This window comes from Gluconobacter cerinus, from assembly GCF_002723935.1.
Taxonomy (GTDB): Bacteria; Pseudomonadota; Alphaproteobacteria; order Acetobacterales; family Acetobacteraceae; genus Gluconobacter; species Gluconobacter cerinus.
In genome coordinates, this window is the sequence record NZ_BEWM01000009.1 from 1 (window position 1) to 23593 (window position 23593).

At 58.9% G+C, this 23593-nt stretch carries 23 protein-coding genes and 1 pseudogene; 12 read left to right on the forward strand and 12 right to left on the reverse strand.

Annotated features, from left to right (window positions below; genetic code table 11):
* The 10 genes and pseudogenes from GCE01_RS14745 to GCE01_RS14790 all read right to left on the reverse strand — a co-directional run.
* Positions 1 to 1452, reverse strand: a pseudogene (locus GCE01_RS14745) (ATP-binding protein); the annotation flags it as partial.
* A 13-nt stretch (positions 1453 to 1465) separates the two neighbouring features.
* Positions 1466 to 2113, reverse strand: coding sequence for a hypothetical protein (locus GCE01_RS14750; protein WP_099213460.1), 648 nt, complete (start codon positions 2111 to 2113; stop codon positions 1466 to 1468).
* Between the two features lie 6 nt (positions 2114 to 2119).
* A complete protein-coding gene (locus GCE01_RS14755; protein ID WP_099213461.1) occupies positions 2120 to 2551 on the reverse strand; it encodes a hypothetical protein in 432 nt (143 codons plus the stop codon).
* Positions 2552 to 2654: 103 nt separating this feature from the next.
* Positions 2655 to 3188 carry a hypothetical protein gene (locus tag GCE01_RS14760; protein WP_064273044.1) on the reverse strand — a complete coding sequence of 178 codons (534 nt, stop codon included), beginning with the start codon at positions 3186 to 3188 and terminating at the stop codon, positions 2655 to 2657.
* Positions 3189 to 3198: 10 nt separating this feature from the next.
* Positions 3199 to 4392 (reverse strand): hypothetical protein, encoded by a 1194-nt coding sequence (locus GCE01_RS14765; protein ID WP_064273045.1) that lies wholly within the window; start codon positions 4390 to 4392, stop codon positions 3199 to 3201.
* 67 nt (positions 4393 to 4459) lie between these two features.
* Complete coding sequence (locus GCE01_RS14770; protein ID WP_064272963.1) at positions 4460 to 5746, reverse strand: DotG/IcmE/VirB10 family protein; 1287 nt, start codon at positions 5744 to 5746, stop codon at positions 4460 to 4462.
* Positions 5743 to 6720 carry a DotH/IcmK family type IV secretion protein gene (locus GCE01_RS14775; RefSeq protein ID WP_064272964.1) on the reverse strand — a complete coding sequence of 326 codons (978 nt, stop codon included), beginning with the start codon at positions 6718 to 6720 and terminating at the stop codon, positions 5743 to 5745. The genes GCE01_RS14770 and GCE01_RS14775 overlap by 4 nt, the downstream gene beginning before the upstream one ends.
* Before the next feature lie 11 nt (positions 6721 to 6731).
* Positions 6732 to 7361, reverse strand: coding sequence for a DotI/IcmL/TraM family protein (locus tag GCE01_RS14780; RefSeq protein ID WP_064272965.1), 630 nt, complete (start codon positions 7359 to 7361; stop codon positions 6732 to 6734).
* A 127-nt stretch (positions 7362 to 7488) separates the two neighbouring features.
* Entirely contained in the window at positions 7489 to 8535 is a 1047-nt protein-coding gene (locus GCE01_RS14785) for a hypothetical protein (RefSeq protein ID WP_232309036.1), read from the reverse strand.
* 99 nt (positions 8536 to 8634) lie between these two features.
* Positions 8635 to 9408, reverse strand: coding sequence for a helix-turn-helix domain-containing protein (locus tag GCE01_RS14790; RefSeq protein WP_099213462.1), 774 nt, complete (start codon positions 9406 to 9408; stop codon positions 8635 to 8637).
* Between the two features lie 163 nt (positions 9409 to 9571).
* Here GCE01_RS14790 and GCE01_RS17225 point away from each other — a divergent pair, with 163 nt between their 5' ends.
* From GCE01_RS17225 to GCE01_RS14835, 9 genes are read left to right on the forward strand one after another with little or no spacing between them, the layout of a single operon-like run.
* Entirely contained in the window at positions 9572 to 9988 is a 417-nt protein-coding gene (locus tag GCE01_RS17225) for a hypothetical protein (protein WP_064272967.1), read from the forward strand.
* Positions 9989 to 10042: 54 nt separating this feature from the next.
* The gene (locus GCE01_RS14800) at positions 10043 to 10429 is read left to right on the forward strand and encodes a hypothetical protein (protein WP_064272968.1); all 387 of its coding nucleotides are present in this window, start codon (positions 10043 to 10045) and stop codon (positions 10427 to 10429) included.
* Positions 10426 to 10968, forward strand: coding sequence for a hypothetical protein (locus tag GCE01_RS14805; protein WP_099213463.1), 543 nt, complete (start codon positions 10426 to 10428; stop codon positions 10966 to 10968). Before GCE01_RS14800 ends, GCE01_RS14805 begins: the two co-directional genes overlap by 4 nt.
* Positions 10968 to 12161, forward strand: a complete 1194-nt coding sequence (locus tag GCE01_RS14810; RefSeq protein WP_064272970.1) for a hypothetical protein — start codon at positions 10968 to 10970, stop codon at positions 12159 to 12161. The genes GCE01_RS14805 and GCE01_RS14810 overlap by 1 nt, the downstream gene beginning before the upstream one ends.
* Position 12162: 1 nt before the next feature.
* A complete protein-coding gene (locus tag GCE01_RS14815) occupies positions 12163 to 13701 on the forward strand; it encodes a chromosomal replication initiator protein DnaA (protein ID WP_064272971.1) in 1539 nt (512 codons plus the stop codon).
* Between the two features lie 3 nt (positions 13702 to 13704).
* Positions 13705 to 16047, forward strand: a complete 2343-nt coding sequence (locus GCE01_RS14820) for a DotA/TraY family protein (RefSeq protein ID WP_099213464.1) — start codon at positions 13705 to 13707, stop codon at positions 16045 to 16047.
* Positions 16044 to 16481, forward strand: a complete 438-nt coding sequence (locus GCE01_RS14825; protein WP_145995810.1) for a hypothetical protein — start codon at positions 16044 to 16046, stop codon at positions 16479 to 16481. The genes GCE01_RS14820 and GCE01_RS14825 overlap by 4 nt, the downstream gene beginning before the upstream one ends.
* A gap of 48 nt (positions 16482 to 16529) precedes the next feature.
* On the forward strand, positions 16530 to 17543 hold the full coding sequence (locus GCE01_RS14830; RefSeq protein WP_064272974.1) for a hypothetical protein: 1014 nt from the start codon (positions 16530 to 16532) through the stop codon (positions 17541 to 17543).
* Entirely contained in the window at positions 17540 to 18067 is a 528-nt protein-coding gene (locus GCE01_RS14835) for a hypothetical protein (protein WP_064272975.1), read from the forward strand. The genes GCE01_RS14830 and GCE01_RS14835 overlap by 4 nt, the downstream gene beginning before the upstream one ends.
* A 33-nt stretch (positions 18068 to 18100) precedes the next feature.
* Here GCE01_RS14835 and GCE01_RS14840 read toward each other — a convergent pair whose 3' ends face one another.
* A complete protein-coding gene (locus GCE01_RS14840; RefSeq protein WP_064272976.1) occupies positions 18101 to 18400 on the reverse strand; it encodes a hypothetical protein in 300 nt (99 codons plus the stop codon).
* 966 nt (positions 18401 to 19366) lie between these two features.
* On the opposite strand from GCE01_RS14840, the gene repC reads away from it, so the two are divergent.
* The gene (gene repC, locus GCE01_RS14850; protein ID WP_064272978.1) at positions 19367 to 20611 is read left to right on the forward strand and encodes a plasmid replication protein RepC; all 1245 of its coding nucleotides are present in this window, start codon (positions 19367 to 19369) and stop codon (positions 20609 to 20611) included.
* Positions 20612 to 20663: 52 nt separating this feature from the next.
* Positions 20664 to 20948 (forward strand): DUF2312 domain-containing protein, encoded by a 285-nt coding sequence (locus GCE01_RS14855; RefSeq protein ID WP_015074983.1) that lies wholly within the window; start codon positions 20664 to 20666, stop codon positions 20946 to 20948.
* Positions 20949 to 21113: 165 nt separating this feature from the next.
* On the opposite strand, the gene GCE01_RS14865 is transcribed toward GCE01_RS14855, so the two are convergent.
* The gene (locus tag GCE01_RS14865; protein ID WP_083956171.1) at positions 21114 to 21782 is read right to left on the reverse strand and encodes a recombinase family protein; all 669 of its coding nucleotides are present in this window, start codon (positions 21780 to 21782) and stop codon (positions 21114 to 21116) included.
* Between the two features lie 319 nt (positions 21783 to 22101).
* On the opposite strand from GCE01_RS14865, the gene GCE01_RS14870 reads away from it, so the two are divergent.
* Complete coding sequence (locus tag GCE01_RS14870) at positions 22102 to 23478, forward strand: transposase (RefSeq protein WP_099213465.1); 1377 nt, start codon at positions 22102 to 22104, stop codon at positions 23476 to 23478.
* The last annotated feature ends 115 nt before the right edge of the window (positions 23479 to 23593 follow it).

Consider the following 23593-nt stretch of genomic DNA (forward strand, 5'->3'; position numbering starts at 1 on the left):
AATATCCGCGATATGTTCGCGCACACCACCGCCAGTCGGATCGAACGGCCAGATCCCGCCGTCGGGCTTGCGAAAGAGGATGGAGCCTTGCGGGAAGGGTGAGGCGCTTCGCATCCACGGCATCATGCTCATGGCATCGCCGAGAGGCGCAAGAGACGGGGTGGCCGTAGAGCCCAGAGAGAGCACGGGAACCGATCCCATGGCGGCCTCAAGCGGATCACCCGGTACCCGGGTCGTTTTGCAGCCGCCCCAGCTTTCAATGCCCTGAGACAGATCGGCCGCACGGCGACGCAGCAGCTTGTCTTCGCCGACTGGTGCCCAGGTGCTGGCGGTCATCCGCATCCGGACGGAATTATGGTTTTCCGTCTCGCGCATACGTTTGATGGCCTGAAAGGCGCGCGTGATGTCCTTGTTGCCCGGAAACATGCCGAGCATGGTGGCCCCCGTTTCCTTGATCGCGAACGCAGCCTTGCCGCCGCCTTCGAGGATCATGGAACTCCGCCAGGGCAGACGCTTGCGGCCCAGAGTGTTGAGCAGTTCGGAGAACGGGCGCGGATCCTCGGGGCCGAGAAGCATGTCCACGGGCGCATAGGTGTAGTCACCGACCGTCACGAGCTGGCCGCCCTGATTTTCGGCATCTGCGTTGAAAATCTGATCGCGCAGGGACGGCCAGAGCAGGTTTTCGGTCTTTTTACTCTGCTTTTCGTCATCCGGAAGACGCGGCATGACAGGGTCGCCCACCAGCGTCGGCTTCCAGCCGCTTCCGGCCGTCTCTCGGTAGAGCGTCTCACGCGCCAGCGTGATGGATTCATCGGCGCGCAGCAGCGTCGTGGAAATGCCAAGATTGGACATGCTGTCCTGCACACGCGCGACAAAGGCGTCGTGACGACCGGCCATCAGTTCAGAGCGCAGGGTGAAGCGCTGACCGCTCCCCGCTTTTGGCCAGGCCTTGACCTGATCTTTCCGCTCCGCCGCCACCTGTTTCTTTTCTTCGCGGGTCAGCACGGCGGGTCGGGTCCACAGGATGTAGCAGGCATCTTCCCATCGCATCACCTGAGGCCACCGCAGGCGGCGCTCGTTGATGATGTCGTGGAAGTCGGCGTTCATCATGCGTGAAATCTGCTCGCACCCGTTGAGCGCCAGCAGATCGACGGCCACGCGGGCCTGATCGGGGTCGGAGATGTACCAGCCTTCGATCGCATGGCCGGTGCCTTCGAGAAGGCCTTGCAGCTCAATGCGCTGTTGCTCGGCGATGGCCTCAACGTCTGCACGCGAGCACATGGTGCGCAGACCGTTCACGCGCAGGACAGAGACGTACTCGCCCCGCAGCGTCACGAGCCGGTCCTGATGAACGGCATCCGTGTGATTGGTCTCGACATCACAAAAGGATTCGAGGGGCTGACGAAGGAAGAGGCTCGCGCTGGCAAGCAACTCGGTCAAAAAGCCAGACATTGGAAACTCCGCGTCAGGATGGGGTGAGAGCAAGGGCCTTGTCGAGAAAGGCCGGATAAACGTCAGCGCCAGCGTCGAGCAGTCTGCCGGTCGGCAGAATACGAAGGCCTGCGCGGAGCAGATCGAGATTGCGTCGGACGGCTTCATCGGCGCTGCCACACAGGCGCATGGCCGTTGTGACCTGACGGATGGAGCCCGATTGCAGCCGGTGCTCGGCTTCAGCGCGCCGACTTTCGAGCAGACGCAGGAGCGTCATGGGCGTGCGGAAGGAGGGGGAAAACTGCGTGCCAAGCAACGGGTCCGGGATAGCCTTGAGGATGTTCTCCCAGAACTGGAGGTCAGACTGACCCTGTTGTCTGGCCATCAAGCGGAGTGTCTGGTGGGCCGTGCGAACAAGAAACATCAGGCGCGACTGAGACATTTCCGGCCACCAGACGAGCATGGCTTCGGCGTCGATAGCTGCCCGCGACGTATCCTGAAGAAGATTGCACACCTGACAGACCCGGAGACCGGCCCCTGAGGAGGGACCAGTCCATGGGAGACCTGCACCGGGCGACAGCAAACCGCAGCACGAGCAGGTAAACGCGCCATCCGACCCGTCTTTCCCGGGCCGGATCTCCTGGTCGAGACCAGGCTGGAGGAAGAACGGATCGGAGGTCATGTCGGCTTACTGGAACTGGTAGCTCTTGGCGGTATTGCTGATTTCAGCATTCCCGTTGGAGGCCGTGTTTGCAGAGTTGTTGATCCACTTCGGACCCGTTGCCGCCACACCGGCCAGAACGAAGCAGACGACGCCGGCGATTGCCATGCCAGGGCGCTTCGTCTCTTCCTTCTGGGACTTGTAGAACAGCACGATACCCGTCACGAGGGCGACAATGGCCAGAGCGTAAAGGGTTGCGGCAGACCCGACACCGATTGTGTCCGTGCCTTCCTGCGCCATGTTCTGGATCTGATGGCCAAGACCGTTGCTGGAGGCTGTGCCCCCTGCGGCAGCAAGGGCTGTGCCAGCCATCACCATCGGCAGCATGGTTGCTGTTGCAACGGTTGCGCCGATCTTGGTGAGGGCGCGGGAAGAAGACGGGGCTGTCTGGGATGTCATGAGTTGTTTCTCCGTTGTGAGGGACAATCCCCTCTGCCGATGACTCTGACCGCGCGATCTGCGACTGAGGCGGGAGAGGGGTATTTTTTTTCGTCAGTCCGTTTCAGGGCCAGAAAGAGAGGATCCAGGTGGCGTCCTTGACCGGATTGAGGAGCATGACGCCAAAGACGTACTGAATGCCGCAACCAAGGCGCTCGCGGTTCGATCGGCCTTTCTGGATGGCAAACCAGGTCAGGACGGCGAAAAAGCACGTCCAGGCCCCGAACATCTGAAAGAACAGGGCAAAGTCTTTGACGATCGCCATGATCGCGTCTTTGGGGCCGGTGCCGGTAATCAGACTGTCGGCCGTGCTGTAACTGGTGGCAGCGTCGCCCAGAGTGACCTGCACGTCCGTTCCGGCCGAGGCGGTGCTTTTGGTGAGGATGACGTTGAACGAGGCGAAGACACCGCACAGGACGAGGGACAGATAGGGCAGCCAGGGCTTGTCCTGCAGGGCCTGAATGGTCGGGTGGTAATACTGGTAGATCCCGATCAGGCTGAAGATCAGGCAGGACACGGCCGCCGCATAGCAGGCCGTTGGCAGGAGCCAGCCCATGCCAACGGCGATTTCGTGGACGAGATTGACAAGGCCTTCCATGCTGGCCTCCTCAGTTCAGGTCGCCATGAGCCGTGTGCAGAACCCAGGTGGCGCCCTGCTGGCTAATGGTCAGGACCGCGCCGTAGCCCGGGATGACCGTGCCAACACCCACCTCGAACTGGCGGGCCTGCCCGCTTGGGGCCGCACTGTCCTCAATCATGGCGAGTTGCGGCGAGGCCGCGACGATCCGGTAGTGATGGACCCACTCAGGCTTTGGAGCCGGACCCGCCACGGCGGCCGGAGCGGGTGGGGCGGCTGAAGATGTTGCGGCCACTGTCGCAGGCTTGTTCATGGCAGCGCTCAGGGCCGCACGTGCCTTTTCGGCGGCGGCATGGGCCTGGGCGGCTTCATCGGCACCGGAGTTCTCGGCACCTGTCACGGCGTGATTGGCTTCGACCAGAGAGACGCGCCGCGTCAGATCGTTCAGCCGGTCTTCTTCGGCCTTGCGCTGTCCGGCAAGGGACTGGCGCAGCTCTTCGACTTCGCCGCGCTCGCGTTCAATCACGCGGGCCTCAGCCGTGACGAGCTGAAGCACGTCGATCTGCTGCTGCGTCGCCATGGGCGCGGCCTGAAGGGTCTGGGCTGTCTTGACCGGATCGGCAGGCGGTGCGGGCGGCACAACGGCCGGAGCCTCAGTTCGGGGGGCGTCAGGCTGGGCTGACGCAGACTGCGATGCGGCTGACGGCGTTGCAACGACGGCCGCAGGCGGCGCTTTCGGGGACGTCGCAGTGTCGGGCGGGCTCGCAGCAGCTTTCGGATGGCCGAGGGTCTGCATTTCTGCAAGATCGGCGGTTGCAGGAGGGGCCGCTACCGGAGCGGGTTCGGGGGCCTGAGCCACGGGCGCTGCCGACTGATCCATGCCGACTTCCTGGCCAGGCGCGGAGACAGCGCGATGGTGGTGCCCACTTGTCGCCAGAATCCCCACGAGGAGAACGGCGCAGATCCCGAGGCCCGAACCGCCGTAGAGTTTCTGGCGGGGTGTCAGTGCCTCGTAGCGCGAGATGATGGGCGTGAGAAAAGAAGCAGAGCCGGACGATGCAGGGGCCGTCGTGTGATTGTCATCATGGCCCGTGGCTTCGGGGGTGTCCCCGTCCGGACCGTCAGACACCGTGTCGTGCTGGTGAGGCGGTGGGGGCGCTGCCGGGACGGGATCCATCCGGCGTGGCGTGACTTCGGTGTTCAGGTGGTGAACTGTGGAACTCATAAAAAAGATCCTTCTGGCTGAGACTGCCAGAAGGATCGGGGAACGATCTGCGACTGAGTGCGAAAAATCAGGGCTTGTCGAGAACAGGATCCATGAACATCACACCCACGTTCACGTTGGCGGCGAGGATGATCCGCGCGCGTGTTGGCGTGTCCTGTGTCAGGGCACTGTTGACGGCCGAGGCGGCACTTCCTGCGGCGACACCGAGCTGCTGACCCATGTTCAGGCGCTGGATATAGTTCATGCCGCCCAGGGCGCTGTAGCTGCCTTGGACATTGGACGTGGTTTCGATGGCCTGCCCAAGGCCCTGCACGAAGGCTGCGGCGGCAGGCATGACAAACCGCTGGAAAATCAGGGGATCAACGCTGGAGGCGACACCCTGCTTCATGGTGTCGGGCGCCATCACCACGCCGTTGGTTGCGAGAGTGCGGCCCTGATGAATGATCTTGTTGACCTGCACGACCAGGAGCTGCTCGTTTCCGGGTGCCCGCGCAACCGTTGCAATCATGCGGTCGCCCGCAATCGGGCCGCTATCGGCTTCCAGCACGATCTGCCCTGACAGGTCGCTGTCGGTCGCTGTGACGGTATGGGCATAAATCCCTCGACCGGCCGGAATGAGCGCTGGCGCGGCGGCTGTATCATGTGAGGCCGTGGCCGCTGCGGAGGCTCCTGCCGCACCACGCGAGGCCATGGCTTTCTCGGCCTGGGGCTGCGCCTCCTGCTCTGGCTTGAAGACGGCTTCCTGAAGATCCGAGACAGGCGGCCGGGTCTGAAGGCCGCTTTCGATGCGCGCGATCTCTGCGACATAGCGGGCACGGCGCTTCTCGCGCTCCTGCTGCTCGGCCTGAGACGTCTCACCATTCCCGGATGCGGAATAGGCGGGATCGGTCTGGACCAGCGGGGCTTCCGGCGCGTTTTCGATGTGTGGAGGCCTCGGTGGTGGAGCTGGCGACGGTATCGGAGCGCTGTAGCCGACTTCCTGGGGGTGAGGCGCTTCGGCTTCATGCGGAAGAACCGCATCCGTCCGCTCGCCCTTGGTGTTGCGTGTTACTGCGGGAGCGAGATCCGGGGTGTAGGATTTCCCGTCCCCCTCGGATTGCTGTGCGGCCTCAGTGTTTTGCATCTGGCGCAGGCGATCCTGCTCAGGGTTGGTATTGGTCCCACCGGGCAGAGCGTTCATCTCCACGATCTGCCCTGGATTGGATTTGGGCATCTGCTTGGTCTCATGATGTGAGACGAGAAGCACCAGAGCGATCACGGAGACGGCCGAGGCACCGAGCAGAATCAGGCGGCGGTTTCCTCCGCGTGTTGCGCTCGACAGAACGGATTTGAATTTGGGAAGCTTCGGGATCATGGCGTCATGTCCTTGAGAGACGCGGACACGGTCCGACCGGAATCCGACAGGAGAATGTAGGGGGTCTGGCGGAAGGCATAGAGGGTGTAGCCGTCTTCGCCACGCTCTGAGCTGTCCCAGGCAGGCGTCATGAGCGCCAGCCGCGTGCGGATGTAGAGTTCATTGCCCATGCGCCACGCCCGCACATCATCAGGAGAAAGACCCTCGACGCTCTGGGGAACGGCGGAGGCCGGAGCGATCCCGGACAGCATGGCATTCATGAACGGCTCTGCCGTCCCGGGGGCGGCTTCCGGACCCATTTCCTGCTTTGCATTGGGGCCGTCTTCGTTCACGCGGACCGTCAGGTTGTCATCATAGGTGCCGCGCCCTGCCAGAAGCAGGAAAGAGATCGGCTTGATTGCGCCCTTCAACGTGACGAGCAGGCCGCCACGCGGTGACAGCGACAGTGGCTCGATGTTGATGGTGTTGCTGCCAGCATAGGGAACACAGGTGTAAAAGCCTGTGGTCTGCACGGCAGGCGATCCCCCTTTGCCACCGTCCGAGGAACAGTTCTTCAGACCGTCAGGATTGGCGGATGTGCTGGTCGTGTTCCAGGCAATCGGCCAGGGTGCGCCCGAGCGGTCCACAAAAGAGACGGCTGTGGGATAGCCCTTGGTCGTAAAAATCAGGGATGTCTGCTGACCGGGCGCGAAAGAGACGCGGATGGCCGGTCGGCTGGTCGGTGCGGCGACTTCCGTAGCAACATCTTCACGCGCCTTCTGGTTCTCTTTGAGGCGATTGCCGAGACGGCGGATCATCTCCGGTGTCAGGGGAATGGCTTCGTCCTCGGCAGCCTGCTGGTCCTGCTGCTCTGGAGAGAGGTGTGGCGCGGCTGGCGCGGCATCTGGAGCAGGTGCAACCGACTGTGCCATCGCGGTGAAGGGCAGGAGGCCCATGAGGCCGAGAAGGGCCAGCGAAAAAGAGCGGGTTTTCATGGCGCGGATCCTCACTGCGGGCTGGCCACAAGCTGGGTGATGGCAATGCCGTCGGGGTGATCCTGATCTTCGACCCTTTCCACATGCACGGTTGCAATCAGGGTCTGCGAACTCTCCTGATTGACGTTCTCGCAGGTCTGAACGAACGGAAACTGCACGACATAATGGTGATGGCCGTTGACCATGCTCTGCTGGCGAATGGTTGCGGCGCGCGTTGGCTGTGCATAGCAGAGCAGTTTGGCTTCTTTCATTTTCGCCAGATTGCCGTCCTGAACGAAGGACTGCGCGAACGTATTCCAGCCATTGATGGTGAAATGCGAGCCTGCTGCGTTGAGCTGCGACGGATAATCCCGGTAATTGATGTTGTACGGCTTGAGCGACCACTTGATGACCCAGGACAGGAAATCCTCCTGACTGAGGATCGGGCTGTTCAGCGCGATAGCCGGGCGAGGAGCGTTGATCCCGTCCACGAAGAAATACTTCGGGTGCGGATGGTACGACCAGGCGCGGGCCAGGAGCACGGCCAGCACCACCACGACGGCGGCGAGGGCAATGGACGTCTGCAAGGAACGCTCAACGATCTTACCCTGAAAATCAGGATCGGTCAGGCGTCGGCTCAGGGATCCCGAGGAGCGGCTCATGGCGCGGTGTCTCCGTGGAACGACAGCGGGGCTGCGGATGGCATTTCAAACCTCATGATGACTGTGTCATCGTCACCGTGACCCGTTGATCTGCGACTGAAGCTGAAAAAACAGAGAAATTTGCGGATTAATCGCCAGAGCGCATGACGGCGGTCTGTTGGTGCAAACGGCTGATCCGGCGGCCGTTACGGCGGGTGGTCCAGAAGTAGAACCCGGCCTTGCCGAGGCATTCGCGGCGCACGTAATCCATCTTGTTCAGATAGACTTCATACAGGGCCGGTTCGAACGCCTTGCGCATGTCTTTCTTGGAACGGCGAGGCAGGTGCAGCCAGCCGGACTGACTGACGATAGTGCGATCCGTCAGGAGGAAGTCCTCTGCCACGGCATCAGGGGACTGGTGTGCAAAATGTCGCATGGCGAGCTCGTGCTGCATTTCTACGGACCAGCGTGTGGTGCAGGCGTTCCGGCTGAAGCCGATGACCAACCCGGAGGGTGAGTTTCGGACCTGCCATCTGCGGCCCCGACGCTCTTCCGGTGTCAGGCGGGACGCCTGTTCCCAGGTGAGAATGACGGATGGATCAGCGGGAATAGCAGTGGAGTCAGGGGTAGGGCGGAGACTAACGAGCTTACGCTGGAGACTACGGACACTGCGGCCCATCTGTTTCGCAATGCGTTGGAGCCCGATGCGCCGCTCACGGTGGGCCAGAAGAGTGGCAACGTCGGCGTCCGTCCAGACCACCTCGGCATAACGCTCCCGGGCAGGCAGGCCGAGGGCGGCGCGTTTCTTGCGCACGGCCATGACGGTGCGATCGAGGCGCTTTGCGATAGTGGGAAGGTCTTCGCCCTCGGCCCATGCGCGGCTGAGGCGGCTGATATCGAGGAGAGACCATGCCCGAGGGCCATTCCTGAGCGGAGTGCGCTTGAGAACAAGTCCTTCCTCTCGCGCAATGGCCTCTATTTCGAGACGGCTTATGAAAAGTGCAGCCGCGATGTACGCGACGTTCACACCCTGAACGATCATCTTTTTTAAGAGGGAACGTGCTTGTTCAGGAGCTCCGAACGGCGAGAGACCAGACGACCGAAAAGCATCTTCGTTTTTACTGTGAAGCTGCATCCCTGAAGCCAGATTGGCCTGGGTAGACAGGGCAAACGACGGTTGAAGAGCAGCAAGCATCGCTAGAAATACCGTTATTGTTGCAGACGGTATCCTTATCTAGCGACGATAGCTTATATGCAAGAAAAAACTTCCTTAAACGATAAGATTATCGTCTAGTCAGTTTATTATATCTTTCGTGACGCGTTGAAGAACGTCCAGTTTATCGAACAATATCCTTGCCTGTTCGGATGTGGAGAGGATTCCGCTGTAGAGGCCCCGAACACGAAAGAGAGCAAAAAAAGTGGCGTCTACCCTTGGAAAGCCTGCGAATAGCAAGGCTGTCGGAACACGTAGGGCCGCTGCAATCTTCAAGAGGGTGTCGAGATTGGGGTTTCGCATTCCTATCTCGATAAGGTGGATTGCTGGCGCGTGAAGGCCGCTGGCGGCAGCCAGATCGGCACCGCTCAGCCCTCTGGCCAGACGAATGTCGCGTATTCGTTCGCCGAGTTCTACGAGAACTGGCTGTCTCTTGTCGGGCGGAACCTTTTTGCCCTCGTTAAGAGTGTGGTCTGTCTTAATCCTCTCCACTTCCGAAAGGATTTCCAGCAATGATTCCCTGTTCTTTTCGAATATCTTACTGAGCGAAAGGCATATCTGTAGTTCGTCGTCAGACGCCTGACCTTCCAAAGGTAATATTTCGTGCCTATCGGGAGGTAATATGTTGTCAGGAACTTCTTCAAGACCCTGAATAAGCTTCCATAGAGAGTTGTAGGCAGGCGCCTTACCTTTCTCCATGTTCTGAACTGTATTCACAGATAGTCCACTCATAAAGCAGACCCGAACAACATTTAGTTCCCGTTTCTCCCGAACCTCGCGTACTCTATCGCCTAACTCAGTCAGATATCCTTCAACAGAAGCATCATTTGCCTGCGTCTCTGTTTTCTTGTTCATGGCTAGTTCTCTTTCTCGGCAGGCTTACGCACCGGACTTCGGGTCCGGATACTGCAAAATACCCACGAGAGCGCCCCTGACAACTGAGTTCGTATTTAACATTTCTCCTCAGTCGCATGTTGATCTGCGATTTAGAATTTTAAGTTATTTCAGGAGAAACCGAATGTTTGTAATCTTGCCTCCCGCCCATGTGCAACCAGCTCCAACGACGCCTAAGTCTTTGCTGACGGAAGCGGCTTTTGAGATCAGTCATGCGCCTCCACCTCTTCCCTCGCCTGTCCCCACGGGGCCAGTCTCGCTGGCACCGTCCGCAGAGCTACCCGCTCCATCCGAACAGCCAAAGGTGGTTCATCACTTCCGCATGACCGCCGGATATGGGCATCAGGTGCCGTTGTCGTTCGCCGTCAGGCAGATCGTGCCATCCGGTGTCCGTGTCACTTACGGCGCAGGCGTTGATCCAGGTGAGGCCGTGGACTGGCAGGGCGGCCGGGAATGGAACAAGGTTCTGGCCACCACAGTCGGTCCACTCGGCGAGCGTATCGAGGTCGGGCGTGCACACGTCACTATTTTGAAGAAATAAGCGTTAGTCGCAGATCGAGCTGCTTCTCTGCTGGGACTTACCCAGGAGAGAGGCATGTCACCAGACGATCAAACACCGCACAGGGAAACCCCCCCGAGTTCTCTGGCTCCCAATCTCGCTCTCGCACGCCACAATCTGCTTGAGCATTTTCGTGTCCGGAATGGACACACGTTCGGCACCGACGGGGCGGTCGTCGCCTCTCTGGCCGACCTTCTTGCGTCCCTGCCCAATGAGGAGCGACGGACCCTTGTTGCCGAGGTGATCTCAACCGTGGCCGGTGGAGAGGATCTTGTGGCAGCCGCTGTTGCCAGCCGTACTGACCTTGTCACCTGGACCGACAGTCAGAAGCGGGCAGAACTCTCTGGCCGGGTTTTCTCAGAGGACCGTCTGGCGCTTTTGCGCGATCTTCTCGCTCCTGAAGAAGAAAGGGCGGTCGCATGAAACGGGCACCCTTTCTATTTATCGCGGCTGCCTTGTCGCTTCCCGTAGGTGCCTCTGCCGCAACACAGGGCAGTCAGGCCTGCGCCACCCTGACACAGGCCGCAGCGGACGCCGTCAACGGGCGGATCAAGGCCAACAATGCCTACGAAAAGCAGCCTGAAAGCGTCAGTGGCCTGTCGTGTCTCGACAAATTCTTTAACGGGACCGGCCTCAATCTCCTGACAAACATCGCCAACCCTGCGGCACTGATCAACGATGTTGTCGGGCAGGTCGAAGGAGAGATCTGTTCTGCGGCCCAGAGTGAGTGGAACAACACCGTCGGGGCCGCGCAGCAGTGTGGCCTGAGTTTGAACGGTGTGAATGTCGGTCTTGGCCTGTCAGGCGGGAATGGCCTGATGTGCCCCTCTCTGAATTTTGGCGGCAATCGTCCCCAGCTCGCGGCCGGAAGTCTCGGGAATGGGGATTCCAATGGCTACGTGCGCGGTGAGCCACGCTTACCGACCGGGTACACAAGCACACCGTTGGATGGGGTATTCTGATGAAGATCCGCCTCAAGCCAACAATCGCAACGATGCTCCTCTGCACGACCGTTCTTATCGCGATGCCGAAGCCTGCGAATGCGTTCATTGGTGAAGCAGCCGTGGTCGCGGCCATCAGTGCCCTGCAGAAGTTTACGGGCAGTGCGCTGTCGTCGATGACCAAGACCCTGACTTCTCAGTTGAATAATTCGATGGACAGCCTGACGAACCCGAACTCCGTCAGTTCCATGCTGAACAAGGGCTTCACCCAGCTAAGTAACTACGAGAAGGCAGGTGTTGCGGCCGAGCAACGCATCGCGGATGCGTCCAATACAGCCATGGCGGAGTTCGCTCGCCGCCAGCAGGACACCACGATCCGCGATGAGCACATGATGAACCCCGAGTTCTGCACGGGGATCGACGGGTCGCAGGCCACCCAGGGCGCGTCTCAGTCGGCAAGGACGGCGACACGGGCCATTGCGACGATTACGGACAGTCGGGGAGAAGCCGACGCAGGAACGCCGTCTTACTACGGCAAGGGCCAGGGCGTGGCATCGAGCATGGCGCTGCACGGGCGGCGGTATTGCTCACAGGAAGACGTCACGGCCGGTCTCTGCTCGGCTCTCTCTCGACTGCCCAATGCAGACCAACGGGCCATTTCGCTATTTGGGCAGGATACTCTGTCGGCTGACGGCGGTGTGGACGCTGCCAACGATTACAGCACCACACTCATTCAACCCGTGGCTCCGGCTGCGCTGCGCGGGGAGCAGCTCACGTCCACGTCCGGCCGCGAAGCCGCGCTGCGTCGGCGTGCCTACAACGCCCGCATGTCGCTCTCGCGCTACGTCATGAATTTCATCACTTCGCTTGAGATACCGTCGATCAATCTGACGGATGTGCAGAAAACCGAGATGCAGGCTGAAGGAATGGCCGTCTCGGATCAGGCCTCGTGGCTGACGTCGATGAGCCTTGAGGTCAACCGTCGTGTCTCTGGTGTGACCTGGAACAAGAACCTTCAGCAGATGCCACCCGCCACAGTGATGCGTGAGCTGGCCATTGAGCAGGCGCAGGCCAACTACCTCGCCCTACAGAATTACCGCCTCGGCCTTTTTCAGTCCTCGCTCGCCGCTACGCAGGTGGCGCAGCACGAAGAGGAAAGCGAGGCCAAAAGACTTGCCCCCATCCCATCTCCCAACGTCAATCCCGGAGGCTGACATGGCCCAGAATGATACGCAGATCCCTGCCCTTGCGGACGTCTTCCAGAGCCTGGAGCGCGTGCGGCCTCAACTTGAGAAGGATGCGCCCCAACTGGCCGGGCAGATCACCCTGCTGGCGCAGAAGCATCAGGATCCGGACCTTGCGGCCAATGAGCGGTTTCGGACCAACGTGGCCTATATGCTTCAGGACGCCGAACGTCTGGTTGGGCCTGTTCTGCCGCAGGAGAGCGGGCTACGCGAAGAGATGACGCAACGCGCCATGACCGTGCCCGGCCTGACGTCCGAGACCCTCAAAGGCTTCATGGGTCAAACCCCGGATCTGATGGATCAGCGACTGGTTGACACCGTCCGCTCCGTTTCCGAGCAGGTGGCCTCCATGGGGGCTGACCAGCAGGGCAATCCGGAGATTGACGAGGTTCTGCACTCGCTAACAGATCGGGTCGCCAACGCCGCACGGTTCTCCACGCATGACCCTGACGTGCAGGCCGTTACACAGGACGAACAGGCAGACGTAAGACCTGTGGAACCGGCCTCCGAATTTGATGGCAGTCCTGAGCCACCACCTTTCGATGATATTCCGGACGCTCCTGCGCCAGAGGACAGTGAGGATCCACGCGTGCAAGAGGGTGAAGCCCCAACTCATCCCTCGGAAGAAAAGGCTGATCCACGGATGCATGCCTCTCCTGGCGGAGGCGATCCGGGTGCAGATCACCCACAGGCCCAACGTCCCGGGCGGCCGCCCGGGACTGAGGCGAAAGAGAAAGCGGCTCCTGAAACCCCAGACAACGGAAAGGCTGGCTCGAAGGCGAAGGCCAAACCTGGGCCGGAAAAGGAAGAAGCAAAAACTCCGGAAGACGAAGCGAAGGAACAAGTTGTCTATCAGGTGCGCGGCCCGGGTCTCTTTACCCGTCTCGCACAGGCCATTCGTCCCGAGGCTGTGCAGCAGACCGTCACGCCCGGGTCCAACTGGATGGCCAAGGCCCAGACGATGAATGCGGCCCATGGGCAGCAGGCCGATGCCAATCATCTGGATCAGACCGAGGCCCTGGGCCTGAAGGCGCAGAGTGCTCTGGAGGCCGTGCAGAATACTCCGGCGTCTTCGGTGATGCGCGAAATCGCTGAGGCCGCAAAATCTGAGCCAAATGGCATGGATGATGTGTTGAGCGAAATGCGGCCGGGAGGTCGGCATGAAGGCCTGCAATCGCGATTTCAAGCCGAGCGGAGCACCAACCAGGCGTTCGCAGCGCAACTAAAGGAAGCGGGTGAAGCCGTCGCGGCCTATGGTGCTCATCGTGAGAAAGCCGCCGATATTGGGGTGCAGCGTGGGACAGAGGCTCAGGTCGAGCAGCGCTTCAACGGCCTGGACAGCAAGATTGGCGAACTCGCCAAGGGGGTGCCGGGAAAGGAGGCCGGGACCAGCATGGTCGAAGATCTCTCAGAGAAGGCGCGTGAACTGGTGAAAAAGGCGGTTGAGGCCGTCGCCTCTGTCTTCCGGCCGTCTCCATCCGCATCCGCCAGCGCAAGCCCAGGAATGTAACTGATGACCTTCTTTAAACGGTTCAGCAGAACAGGCGGGGCGCTCTGCGCCCTGCCCCTCCTTTTTGCAGCAGGGATAGCTCACGCACAGTCGGTCACAGGCAACTCGACGTCCGGGAACTCCACCTACGGCGTGACCTGGAACATGCTCGATCCTGGTGACGACTGGGCTGCGACGATGATCAAGTCCGTCTTTCCGGTGTTCGGATCGTCCTCGACCTCCACAGGCACCGAGGCCACGGTTATCGGAACCATGCTGGGCGATCTGTCCGGTTTCGTCATGGCGCTGGCCATGGCGTTCGTCTCATACGTCATGATGATGAACATGCACCGCTCGGCCGAGACGTCGAAGGTGCTTGGATCCAATCAGACCTCCATGAGTATCGTGCGGATGGCCTTTGGCGCCATCATGATGCTTCCGGTGGCAGGTGGTTTCAGTGCTGGTCAGGCCGCGTTCGTTCAGGGTTCGCTCTGGGGTGTTGGCATGGCGAAGACGGTCTATTCCTCCGCCGTGCAGGCGATTGGTCCGGACGGAAAAACCATCGCACAGCCCATGGTACCGGGTACGAAAACCATTGTGGCTGGCTTGATCGCCAATGAAATGTGCCGGGATCTGGTCAATCTTGCCTCGTCCAATTCCAGCCTTGTACCGGCACCGACCGGGAGAACTGTGAAGGCCGTATCCGGCTCCGATCTGGGTATGATTACTTATCCGTATCAGATGACGACGGGAGACGGGCAGCCCGTTTGTGGGTCCGTGACCATCCAGGCGCCACGTACCGCGACGAAGATCCTGGGCGTTACGGTCGATACGGCCGCTATGCAGCAGCAAATTCTGGATAGCGTTCTGGTGGGCGAGATCCGGCCTCAGGTCCAGCAAGTTGCGAACCAGTTCTGGCAGACCAAAAAGTCGTCCAGCCTGGCACCCCTTGTTGATCTGATGACGCAAGCGACAAACGATTATACCAGCAAGCTCACGACAAAGGCGGCGAGTATCCGCCAGCAGGTTCAGGCCGCCGTCACGAAACGGAGCACCAGCTTCCAGGCATGGGACAGCGGAACCAACGGAGACGCTGCCAATACCAAGGGCCGTCTCGACAATCTCGGCTGGACGGGCGCGGGCGCCTATTATCTTGAGTTTGCCCGTCTTAACGGGGAAACCATGTCGCTGATGGCGTCCACGCCGACTGTGAGCGCCCCGACCTACGTTGGATTGGGCGAAGACGTTCATGGCGATATTGCGCCGATGATGCAGTCCATTGGCGCACTTCTGGCCAACATCTCCAACATGGTTGCGACGCAGGACGGCATGAACGCTCCAGGTGGCAGCAGTGATCTTTATGCCGGTGTAACCCCAAGTGGTGACGGCGCTGGCGTGCTGTCACAGGTTGCCCGCTCTCTTCACCTGAGTGACTACACGCTTCAGACGGTCATGGCGTTCATCGAGCCGTCTGGTGCTGAGGGCTACTGGACGGATCCGTTCGGGAACCTCATGGGGCTTGGAAACTGGATGATCACCACGGCCCTTCTGGTCATGGCGTCCGCAGCGCTCCTCAGCTCGGACGCGGGATCGGCAGTCACAGCGGCTGGCGCGGCTCTAACTGGCAATTTCGCGGGGGCTGCTGGCATTGGTGTGGGGCATGTCGTCGTGCAGTTCCTCAGCACGCCAATCCTCACAGGCGCAATGGCGCTTCTGCTTCCGGGCCTTACACTCGCGTTCGTGCTGCCGATGATTCCCTGGGTGATGTGGATGGCGGGCGTTGCTGGCTGGCTCATTCTGGTGTGCGAAGGCGTAATCGCTGTCCCGCTCTGGATGCTGGCCCACATGACAATGTCCGGAGAAGGCCTGCATGGGCACGCGAAAGCAGGATATGCCCTGATCTTCAACGTCCTTTTCCGACCGACCCTGATGCTGTTCGGGCTTTTCCTGGGCTACTTCGTGTTTGATGCCATGTCCTGGCTGATCCACCAGACATTCGGCGTAGCCGCAGGGTTCGTACTGTCACATGGCTGGATCGTGACCAATCTCATCGGCGTTGTCGTCATGCTCGGCATGTACGTCACGGTCCATATCACGCTTGCTCTCATGTGCTTCAGGCTGATTGCGATCCTGCCAGAACGTGTTCCTGCCATGATCGGCTTCCATGAAGGGAACCGTGTCGATCTGGATCAGTTTTCAAGAGATGCGGCTGTTGTTGGTATGGCGGGTACATTACAAGGCATCCAAAGATCACTGGCTCCGCAAAAAGGTTCTAATGATGGACAGCGACCTTCAGCACAGTTAGTGAATGGGGTACGTAATTCTGCCGCTGGTGGTAACGACACGACCATGCAGCGCATTACTTGAAGGTGAAGGCAATGGCTGAAAGTGAGGGCATGGGAGCGTTAGCAGGCTATATGCTTGGTCGCGCTTCGGTACAGCAGGACCAGTTCATAGAGAGCTGGTCTTCCCGACTGCGCAGACGGTCCGGTCCAACTTTTGAGCAGCTTACTCACGAGCTGCTCGCCCAAAGAGATACCCTGAATAGCATGGTAGCTAATTTGCGCGAGAAGCTGGAGCACTCATCTCGAAGAGAAGGTGCTTTAGTTGCCGAGCTGTCACAAGCGCGCTACGACTACGAGCGTCAGCAAGCGCTAACAAAGCAGTGGCAGGATTTTGGCGATAAGTCGGAGGCTAACTACGACGAGCTGAAGGCTTGGGCGGAAAAGGCCGAGGTTTCACTCAAACAGTATCGCGCCCTCTACGGCCCTCTTCCAGACGCTCCAAAAAGCAGCTCTTAGTCGCATCTCACCCCGATAGGGTCTCCTTAATTCTTCAGGAGACCCTTCATGCGTTCTCGTACTTCTCTTTATCTCGCCGGATCGCTGTTCCTGGCAGCACCGGCAATGGCGCAGACCCAATGCGCCGTTCCTTCCTCGCCTGCCCAAACATCAGCACCTCCAAAAACCGCTCCGCTCGGGCCTCAGCCGACTGACGCGATCCAGCGACTGGTACAGGCAGGCAGCGAGATTCTATGGGCAGAGCCGCAGCACGGACTACAGACAGGTGTTGCTCATGGCGATAACCAGCTTCTGGTATTCTTCACGCCTGAAAATCACAGCTTCATTATTGGCGGGACGCTCATTCCCGTTCCCTATGACCGCCTTCACGAGCTGATGGGCAAACGGGCGACGGATCTTGAGGTCTGGCGCGGAACCAAAGGCATGTTTGTGCGCAATGGCGACCGCTTCCAAGTAGTTTATGCGACGCCAGACGGTCAGGCCGCGATCGCCGGCACGGTGTGGGACACCGCAGGCAAAAACATCACAAGACAGCAGATCCGCTACATTCCAGGGGCCGTTCCCACGGTTCGGATCGACGTCCCGGGAGGCGGAAAGGCCTCGGCCGGGTCGTTGTCCGAGCAGATCTATGCTGGTGTGATCGGCCAGAAGGGCGCGCCGGAAGTGGTCATGTTCATTGATCCGCGCTGCACGTTCTCGATCCGGGCCATGCAGCTCCTTCAGCCCGCCGTTGATAGCGGCAAGCTGCGTCTAAGGGTCGTGCCGCTTTCGCTCCTGGATTATGAGGATGGAGGCGCAAGTACCCGTTACGCTAAGGCCATGACCTCGCTGCCTGAGGATGCAAGTATGGTTCAGGCCTGGACGTCTGGAGGCCTTTCGACTGCTCTGGATCAGCCTTCTGCCGAAGCACAGTCACGACTTAACGCGAACATGGCCGCCGCGAAGGCGGTATCGCTAACAGGCACTCCGACCTTCTTCTGGAAGCACCATGACGGATCTCTGGGACGTCTCGATGGCGTGCCGCCCGATCTGAACAAGTTCCTTGCGGACGTCAGCCAGTGAGCGGGGCGAGCGAAAAGAAGGGAGTCCTGGCTAAAACAGGCCGGGCCGCCCGGTTTGTTGTGGGCTCTCCATCTGTCGCAGTCGGGGCCACGAGTATCCGTGACGGATACAGTCTGCTTCGGACGCTCTGGGGCATCGTCCGGAGAAAGCCTGAGGCGGAGGACGGGTTTCAGGTGGATGAGTCGGGTCGCATCGACCTGGTTGCGACGGCAGAAGTGTATGATGTCAGTCCGGCCGCAGTCGAGATCTATCTCCAGAATCAGCAGGCCAAGACGTATCAGCGCGCCTGGGCCGCCGCCCTCATCGGGGCTATTCTGCTCGCAGCTTGGATCATCGTAGGCCTCAGCGGCTTGTGGCATAGCCAGACTCTCGTGACAGCGATCGAGATGATGCCGTTCTGGTTCGCTCTGGGGCTTTATATTCTGCAGAATGGCTGGCTGAACTGGCAATTTCGCCAGCGGCGAAAGGTCGGGATGTTGGCCTATATCAGAGAGGCCGACACCCTTTTCCCTCGACGTCCCTGAAACAGGAAGCGGCCCAGACGGACCGCTTTTCTTTTAGAAGGTTCCAGGGGGATGCGTGGAGTTATTGTTGGGGCCACCAACGGCCCAGCCCGCGTGCTCATAGTCTTCACGGTCCCCCGAGTTACGGGGATCTTCGATTTTTACGATGTGGCCCTGCCGGTCGTAGACAGGCGGTGCCCAGACGGCTCTTGACGACCCGTAGGCCGCGCCCGGCTCATAGCGAGCATGTTTGAGCGGAGGCGGCTTGGGGCCATGGCCGTGATCGGCCGTGACGTTGCCTGAGCAGGCGGTCAGGACAAGCAGTCCTGTAACCGATAAAAGACGCACAATCATATCTAGATCTCCTGAATGGAGATCATAGAATTGCGCCGGCTTCTGCGACTTAACGAAAAACCTTTCGCTTAGTCAGGCAGGGAACCAACGTCTTCCTCTTCGATGCACAAACCTGCTTCGAGAATAGCAAGACAGTTTAGGCACTCGCGTTTCAATTTTTCGCTCTCAGCATTCTCGAATGAAAGCGACGTAACTTGGACTGAAAGTCTACGAGCATTGGAAAAGCATTGATAAATCTTCTGAATGTCAGAAGCCGCAATGGCGAAGGAGCAGGAGAGCTCTTTTGACTGTTCTTTGATCAGCATTAAGCAACTATGGAAGTCTTTCAGTATTTCTCGTGAGTTATAATCACGAAAACTTGTAGGAGTATTGGCTGAAGGAACTGTCGAACCCATCTTGCACCTTTGCGACTACAGAACGCTCCGAGAGATAGAGGCAAAACCGGCATACATTATCAAGTTTAACTTTGCCTTTATCTTATCTCTTGTTTGCTCGTAGCACGGGCCTGCGCAAAGAAAAAAGGTTTCATTAACGAATTGTGAAAAAAAATTACTAAAGGCCGCTTTTGTTCTCATCGGCAGCTTGCGAGTGTGGAACGGAGTCATGTTACAGATGAAAGTCGCAGATCCCTGTGGCGATCTCTGAGCGGCCGAGAGACTCTGAAAAGGGCCTTTCTTTCTCGCTACAGGAGAAGCATAAAGGCAAATCGCCTATTTGGGCTTGAAGAAGGAATTGTTTGAGTGAGTTAGCCAGAGCCCAGATACGTTTAAGGCCCCGCTTTCACGAGGCCCTAGAACGTAGTCCCATCGGTCACCAAACCGATTGAACTGGATTGAAAATTTCAGTGCTGATTTTTCAATCCTACATTTCAGCTTCGAATGCAAGAGTTTCTTGCAAACGGGAGGGGCTTGTTTGAAGGGTTGGAGAGCAGGGCTTCGGAAATCCCGAAATCCTGAGAAGTTTTCCATGACCTATTCTCTTTCGCATGACCCCCGTCAGGCCGGGGTGAGACGCATTACCCCGGCCATGATCCTCGCGGAGATGCAGTGCGAAGCTCTCCCGCGAAGTGGTGCCAGCAAGGCGCAGATTCTCAGTGCGTTGCACACAGAGCCTCGTGCGCTTGGCCTTCAGCCGCGCCAGTCCGATCTGCTTGGCTTTCTAATCAGCCGCACGAAGCCGGTGGACTGGGAGGACGACAACCTCACAATCTGCGCCGTGCGCAATCGTGACATCTGCGAGCGGTTCGGCATCGAGAGGTCCACGGTCAAACGCTGGTTACGCGGCCTCAGCGAGTTAGGCTGGATCATCATGCGCGATAGTCCGAATCAACAGCGCTGGTTGAGACGTGACGGCCGCAATGGGGCCATCCTTGAGGGATACGGGTTCGATCTGTCGCCGCTGTCTCGGCGCTACGACGAAATGCTCCAACGCGTTGAGGCCTTCAGAGAGCGGGAGCGCGAAGGAAAGCGCCTGCACAAGCGCGCCATGATCCTGAGCCGCCGCATCACGGCCCTTTCCGCCACGGCCCTTGAGACGGTCGGGGATAAGGCAGAGGTCATGAGCATCCAGCAGAACGGGCATCAGCTCCTGGCGCTGCGTGGCAATGACCACGATGTGGACATCCTGTCGCCATTGGTTGAGCAGATGGAGGGATTGGTCGAGCGTCTGGAGGCCCTGATCGCAGGCGTTGACCCTGTGGAAATGGACCCCATGGGGCGCACTGATGGACCCCATAATACTGATACAAACCCAAATACGATAACTAAAGTTACTGTAAGCGGAGCCGGCTGCGCCGGCGTTGGCATAGACGAAGGAGTAGTTGGGTCTGACAGTGCCTCCCCTGCCAAGGCCTCGCCGCTTCGGGGCTTCAAGGCCGGACCGAACTTCCTCCTTCAGCTCGTCCCGGATCTGCGCGATCTCTGCACCAGCAGCCGTCCCCATGAGGCCGAACTGATCGAGGCCGTGGAGATGCTCACTGGCTCTCTGGGGATTTCGTCTCATGCCTGGCGTCAGGCTTGCAGTGTGATGGGCCGATATGAGGCGGCTGTCGCGGTGTGCGTCATTTCCGCCAAGGCGCGAAAGGGCAAGGTCAGGTCGGCCGGTGGGCTGCTACGGGCCATGATCGAGCGCCACCTCGACGGTACGTTGGCTCTGGACCGGACCCTCTATGGCCTGGCGTCAGATCTTTCGGCCGACCGCACCTACCATTGAGGTGTCAGTCGCAGATGGGATCTGCAGAATGGGCGAGTGAAAGGAGAATTGTATGTTGGCACATGAGGAACAGGACGTAGCACCTGCCGAGACAGCAGCTCAGACCGGAGGAATTGCGGCCGATCGTCTCAGATCCATTATCGAGCGTGTCGAGCGACTGGAAGAAGAGCGAAAGGCACTGGCTGGCGACATCAAAGACATCTTCAGCGAGGCCAAGTCGGCTGGCTTCGACGTCAAGATCATCAAACAGATCCTGAAACTTCGGAAAATGGAGCCCGCCCAGGTCGAGGAGCAGGAGACCCTTCTGGACATCTATCGCCGTGCTCTGGGAATGTGAATCAATGGTGTGTCCATTGCGGACACACCCTTTAGGAGAGAGCGAATTTCTACGCCAACAGTTGCGGCCTTATCCTACCGTGTGGCCATGGTGTCCGGAGCCGTTGGAATCAGCCTGATTCTCGCGGGATATGCGCGGCTAAAATATCTTCGGTCTCACCCAACCTCACCTGGACTGTCGGCCGCGACGACCGAGCGGCTTCTTCTGATCGTATTCTGCGGGGCGATCCTGAATATTGCCGTCGGTTTTCTCGTTCTCTGAAGGCGGTTGCCATCCAATCCGTTCCAGAGTGTTCAACAGGGTGGTGCGAGGAATCTGGAAGCTGCGGGCGACGGACATTTTGCTCGCTCCCTTCTTCAGGGCTTCAAGGGCCATTTCCAGCTTTTCCTGATTTATCGCAGGCGGCCTTCCTCCCTTACGGCCTCGACGTTTCGCAGCGGCAAGCCCTGCCATGACCCGTTCATGAATCAGAGCCCGCTCGTATTGCGCTAGGGCGCCGAAGAGCGAGAACATCAGTTCACCATGTGGCGTCGTGGTGTCCATTTGCTCTGTCAACGACCGAAAGGAGACAGATTTCTCCTTGAGACCCGCGATGATTGACAGGAGATGCGGAAGAGATCGGCCCAGGCGATCCAGCTTCCAGACCACGAGAACGTCTCCACTCTTTATATAAGAGAGACATTCTTTCAGACCCGGTCTGTCGTCGCGTGTTCCCGAGGCCTTGTCCTGGAAGATATTCCGTTCGTCCACCCCCGCCGCGAGAAGGGCGTCGCGCTGGAGGTCGACAGACTGACGCTCATCGAGCGAAGAAACACGCATGTAACCGATCAGCATGTCGGAAAACCCCGTTTTTTGTGTTTTGGTCACTTACACCAAAGCGACGGGGTTTGTCGTCAGTTTTCACTTCATTTTAGGCTAGGAGGCCTCATGAGCGTGATCCGAAACGTAGGTCATGTCGGAAAACAGATGATTCCCGACAGGGGGGAATGCCAGTCTGGCGCGCTCGCATGTTTGTAGATGTTCACGCTAAATGGCCGGTTTTTGATCACGGTATATGGCCACCTACAGGCAGCAATGGGGGGATAGTGTTGAAAAAGTCGCGCTTGCTTTGAGAGTGAAGCACTGATTCATTCTTCGCAGGAGGACCCTGCAAATGATGGGTGATCGAACGAAAATACAGGAGGAACTGTTCTACGAGTTCCGTCTTGAAGATCATGTGCCAGCTGGCCACCTTTTGCGTTCAATTGATCGCTTTGTTGATCTGGACGGCCTGCGTGAGCATCTTCGCCCATTTTACAGCGGCACGGGGCGGCCTTCGATCGATCCCGAGCTGATCATCAGGATGTTAATCGTTGGCTACGTGATGGGTATTCGATCCGAGCGACGGTTATGTGAAGAAGTCCATCTTAACCTGGCCTACCGGTGGTTCTGCGGCCTTGGTCTCAACGGCCCTGTACCTGATCATTCGACATTCTCGAAAAACCGGCACGGACGCTTCCGGGAGAGTGATCTGCTTCGCCAAATGTTTGAAATGACCGTCCGACAGTGCATCGCCAAGGGACTAGTGGGCGGTGAAGGCTTTGCGGTCGATGCCAGCACGATCAAGGCCGACGCTAATCGGCAGCGTAGTGTTCCGAGCCCAGACAAGCTGCCAATCGAGGCCGCCCATCGTGCTGTGCGGGAGTATTTCTCGGTGCTGGACGATGCTGCATTTGGGTCTGCTACGCCCGTACAACCAAAATATATCTCTCCGGTCGATCCTGCGGCACGTTGGAACGCTGCAAGCGGTGGCCTTGCTTATTATGCCTACTGCACAAATTACCTCATCGACCTTAAATCGGCTGTCATCATGGATGTAGAAACCACGACAGCCATCCGGCAGGCCGAGGTTACGGCGCAACGCCGAATGATAGAGCGTACTCAGGAAACATTTGGAATATGGCCCGAAAAGCTTGCTGCGGATACAGCTTATGGCTCCGCTGAAAACCTTGCGTGGCTGGTTCATGAGCGTGGCATAGAACCTCACATTCCGGTTTTCGACAAATCTGCCCGGCAGGACGGGACTTTCGAACGCCGAGATTTCACATATGACCACGTGCACGATCTTTACGTCTGTCCTGGCGGACAGGAACTGAAGCAGCAGTGGCGCAAGATCAACTCGGATCGACCAAACGCCCCTCCCGACAACCTACTTCGATACCGTTCGTCGAAACTCGCGTGCGACGTATGCACTCTCAAACCGAAATGCTGCCCCGATCAGCCCAGTCGTAAGGTCCTGCGCTCCGTCCATGAAGGCGCTCGTGATCTGGCCCGCGACATTGCCTTAACTGACGCCTATATCGTCTCCAGACGAGAACGAAAGAAGGTCGAAATGCTGTTTGCTCACCTCAAGCGCATTTTGAAGATCGATCGGTTGAGGCTCAGAGGACCAAACGGCGCCCGTGATGAGTTCCATCTCGCCGCAGCTGCCCAAAATCTCCGCAAAATGGCGAAACTGATACCTCCCGGAGCGCCTGCCTTGTCCACCTGAGGCAAGAAAGCTGCACCTATGCCGAAGTGGTTTGGCAACACTTTCACTCTTCACCATGAGTTTTTCAACACTATCGGGGGAAAGCAGAACGTCCGCTATCTGTGCTCGAACGCAA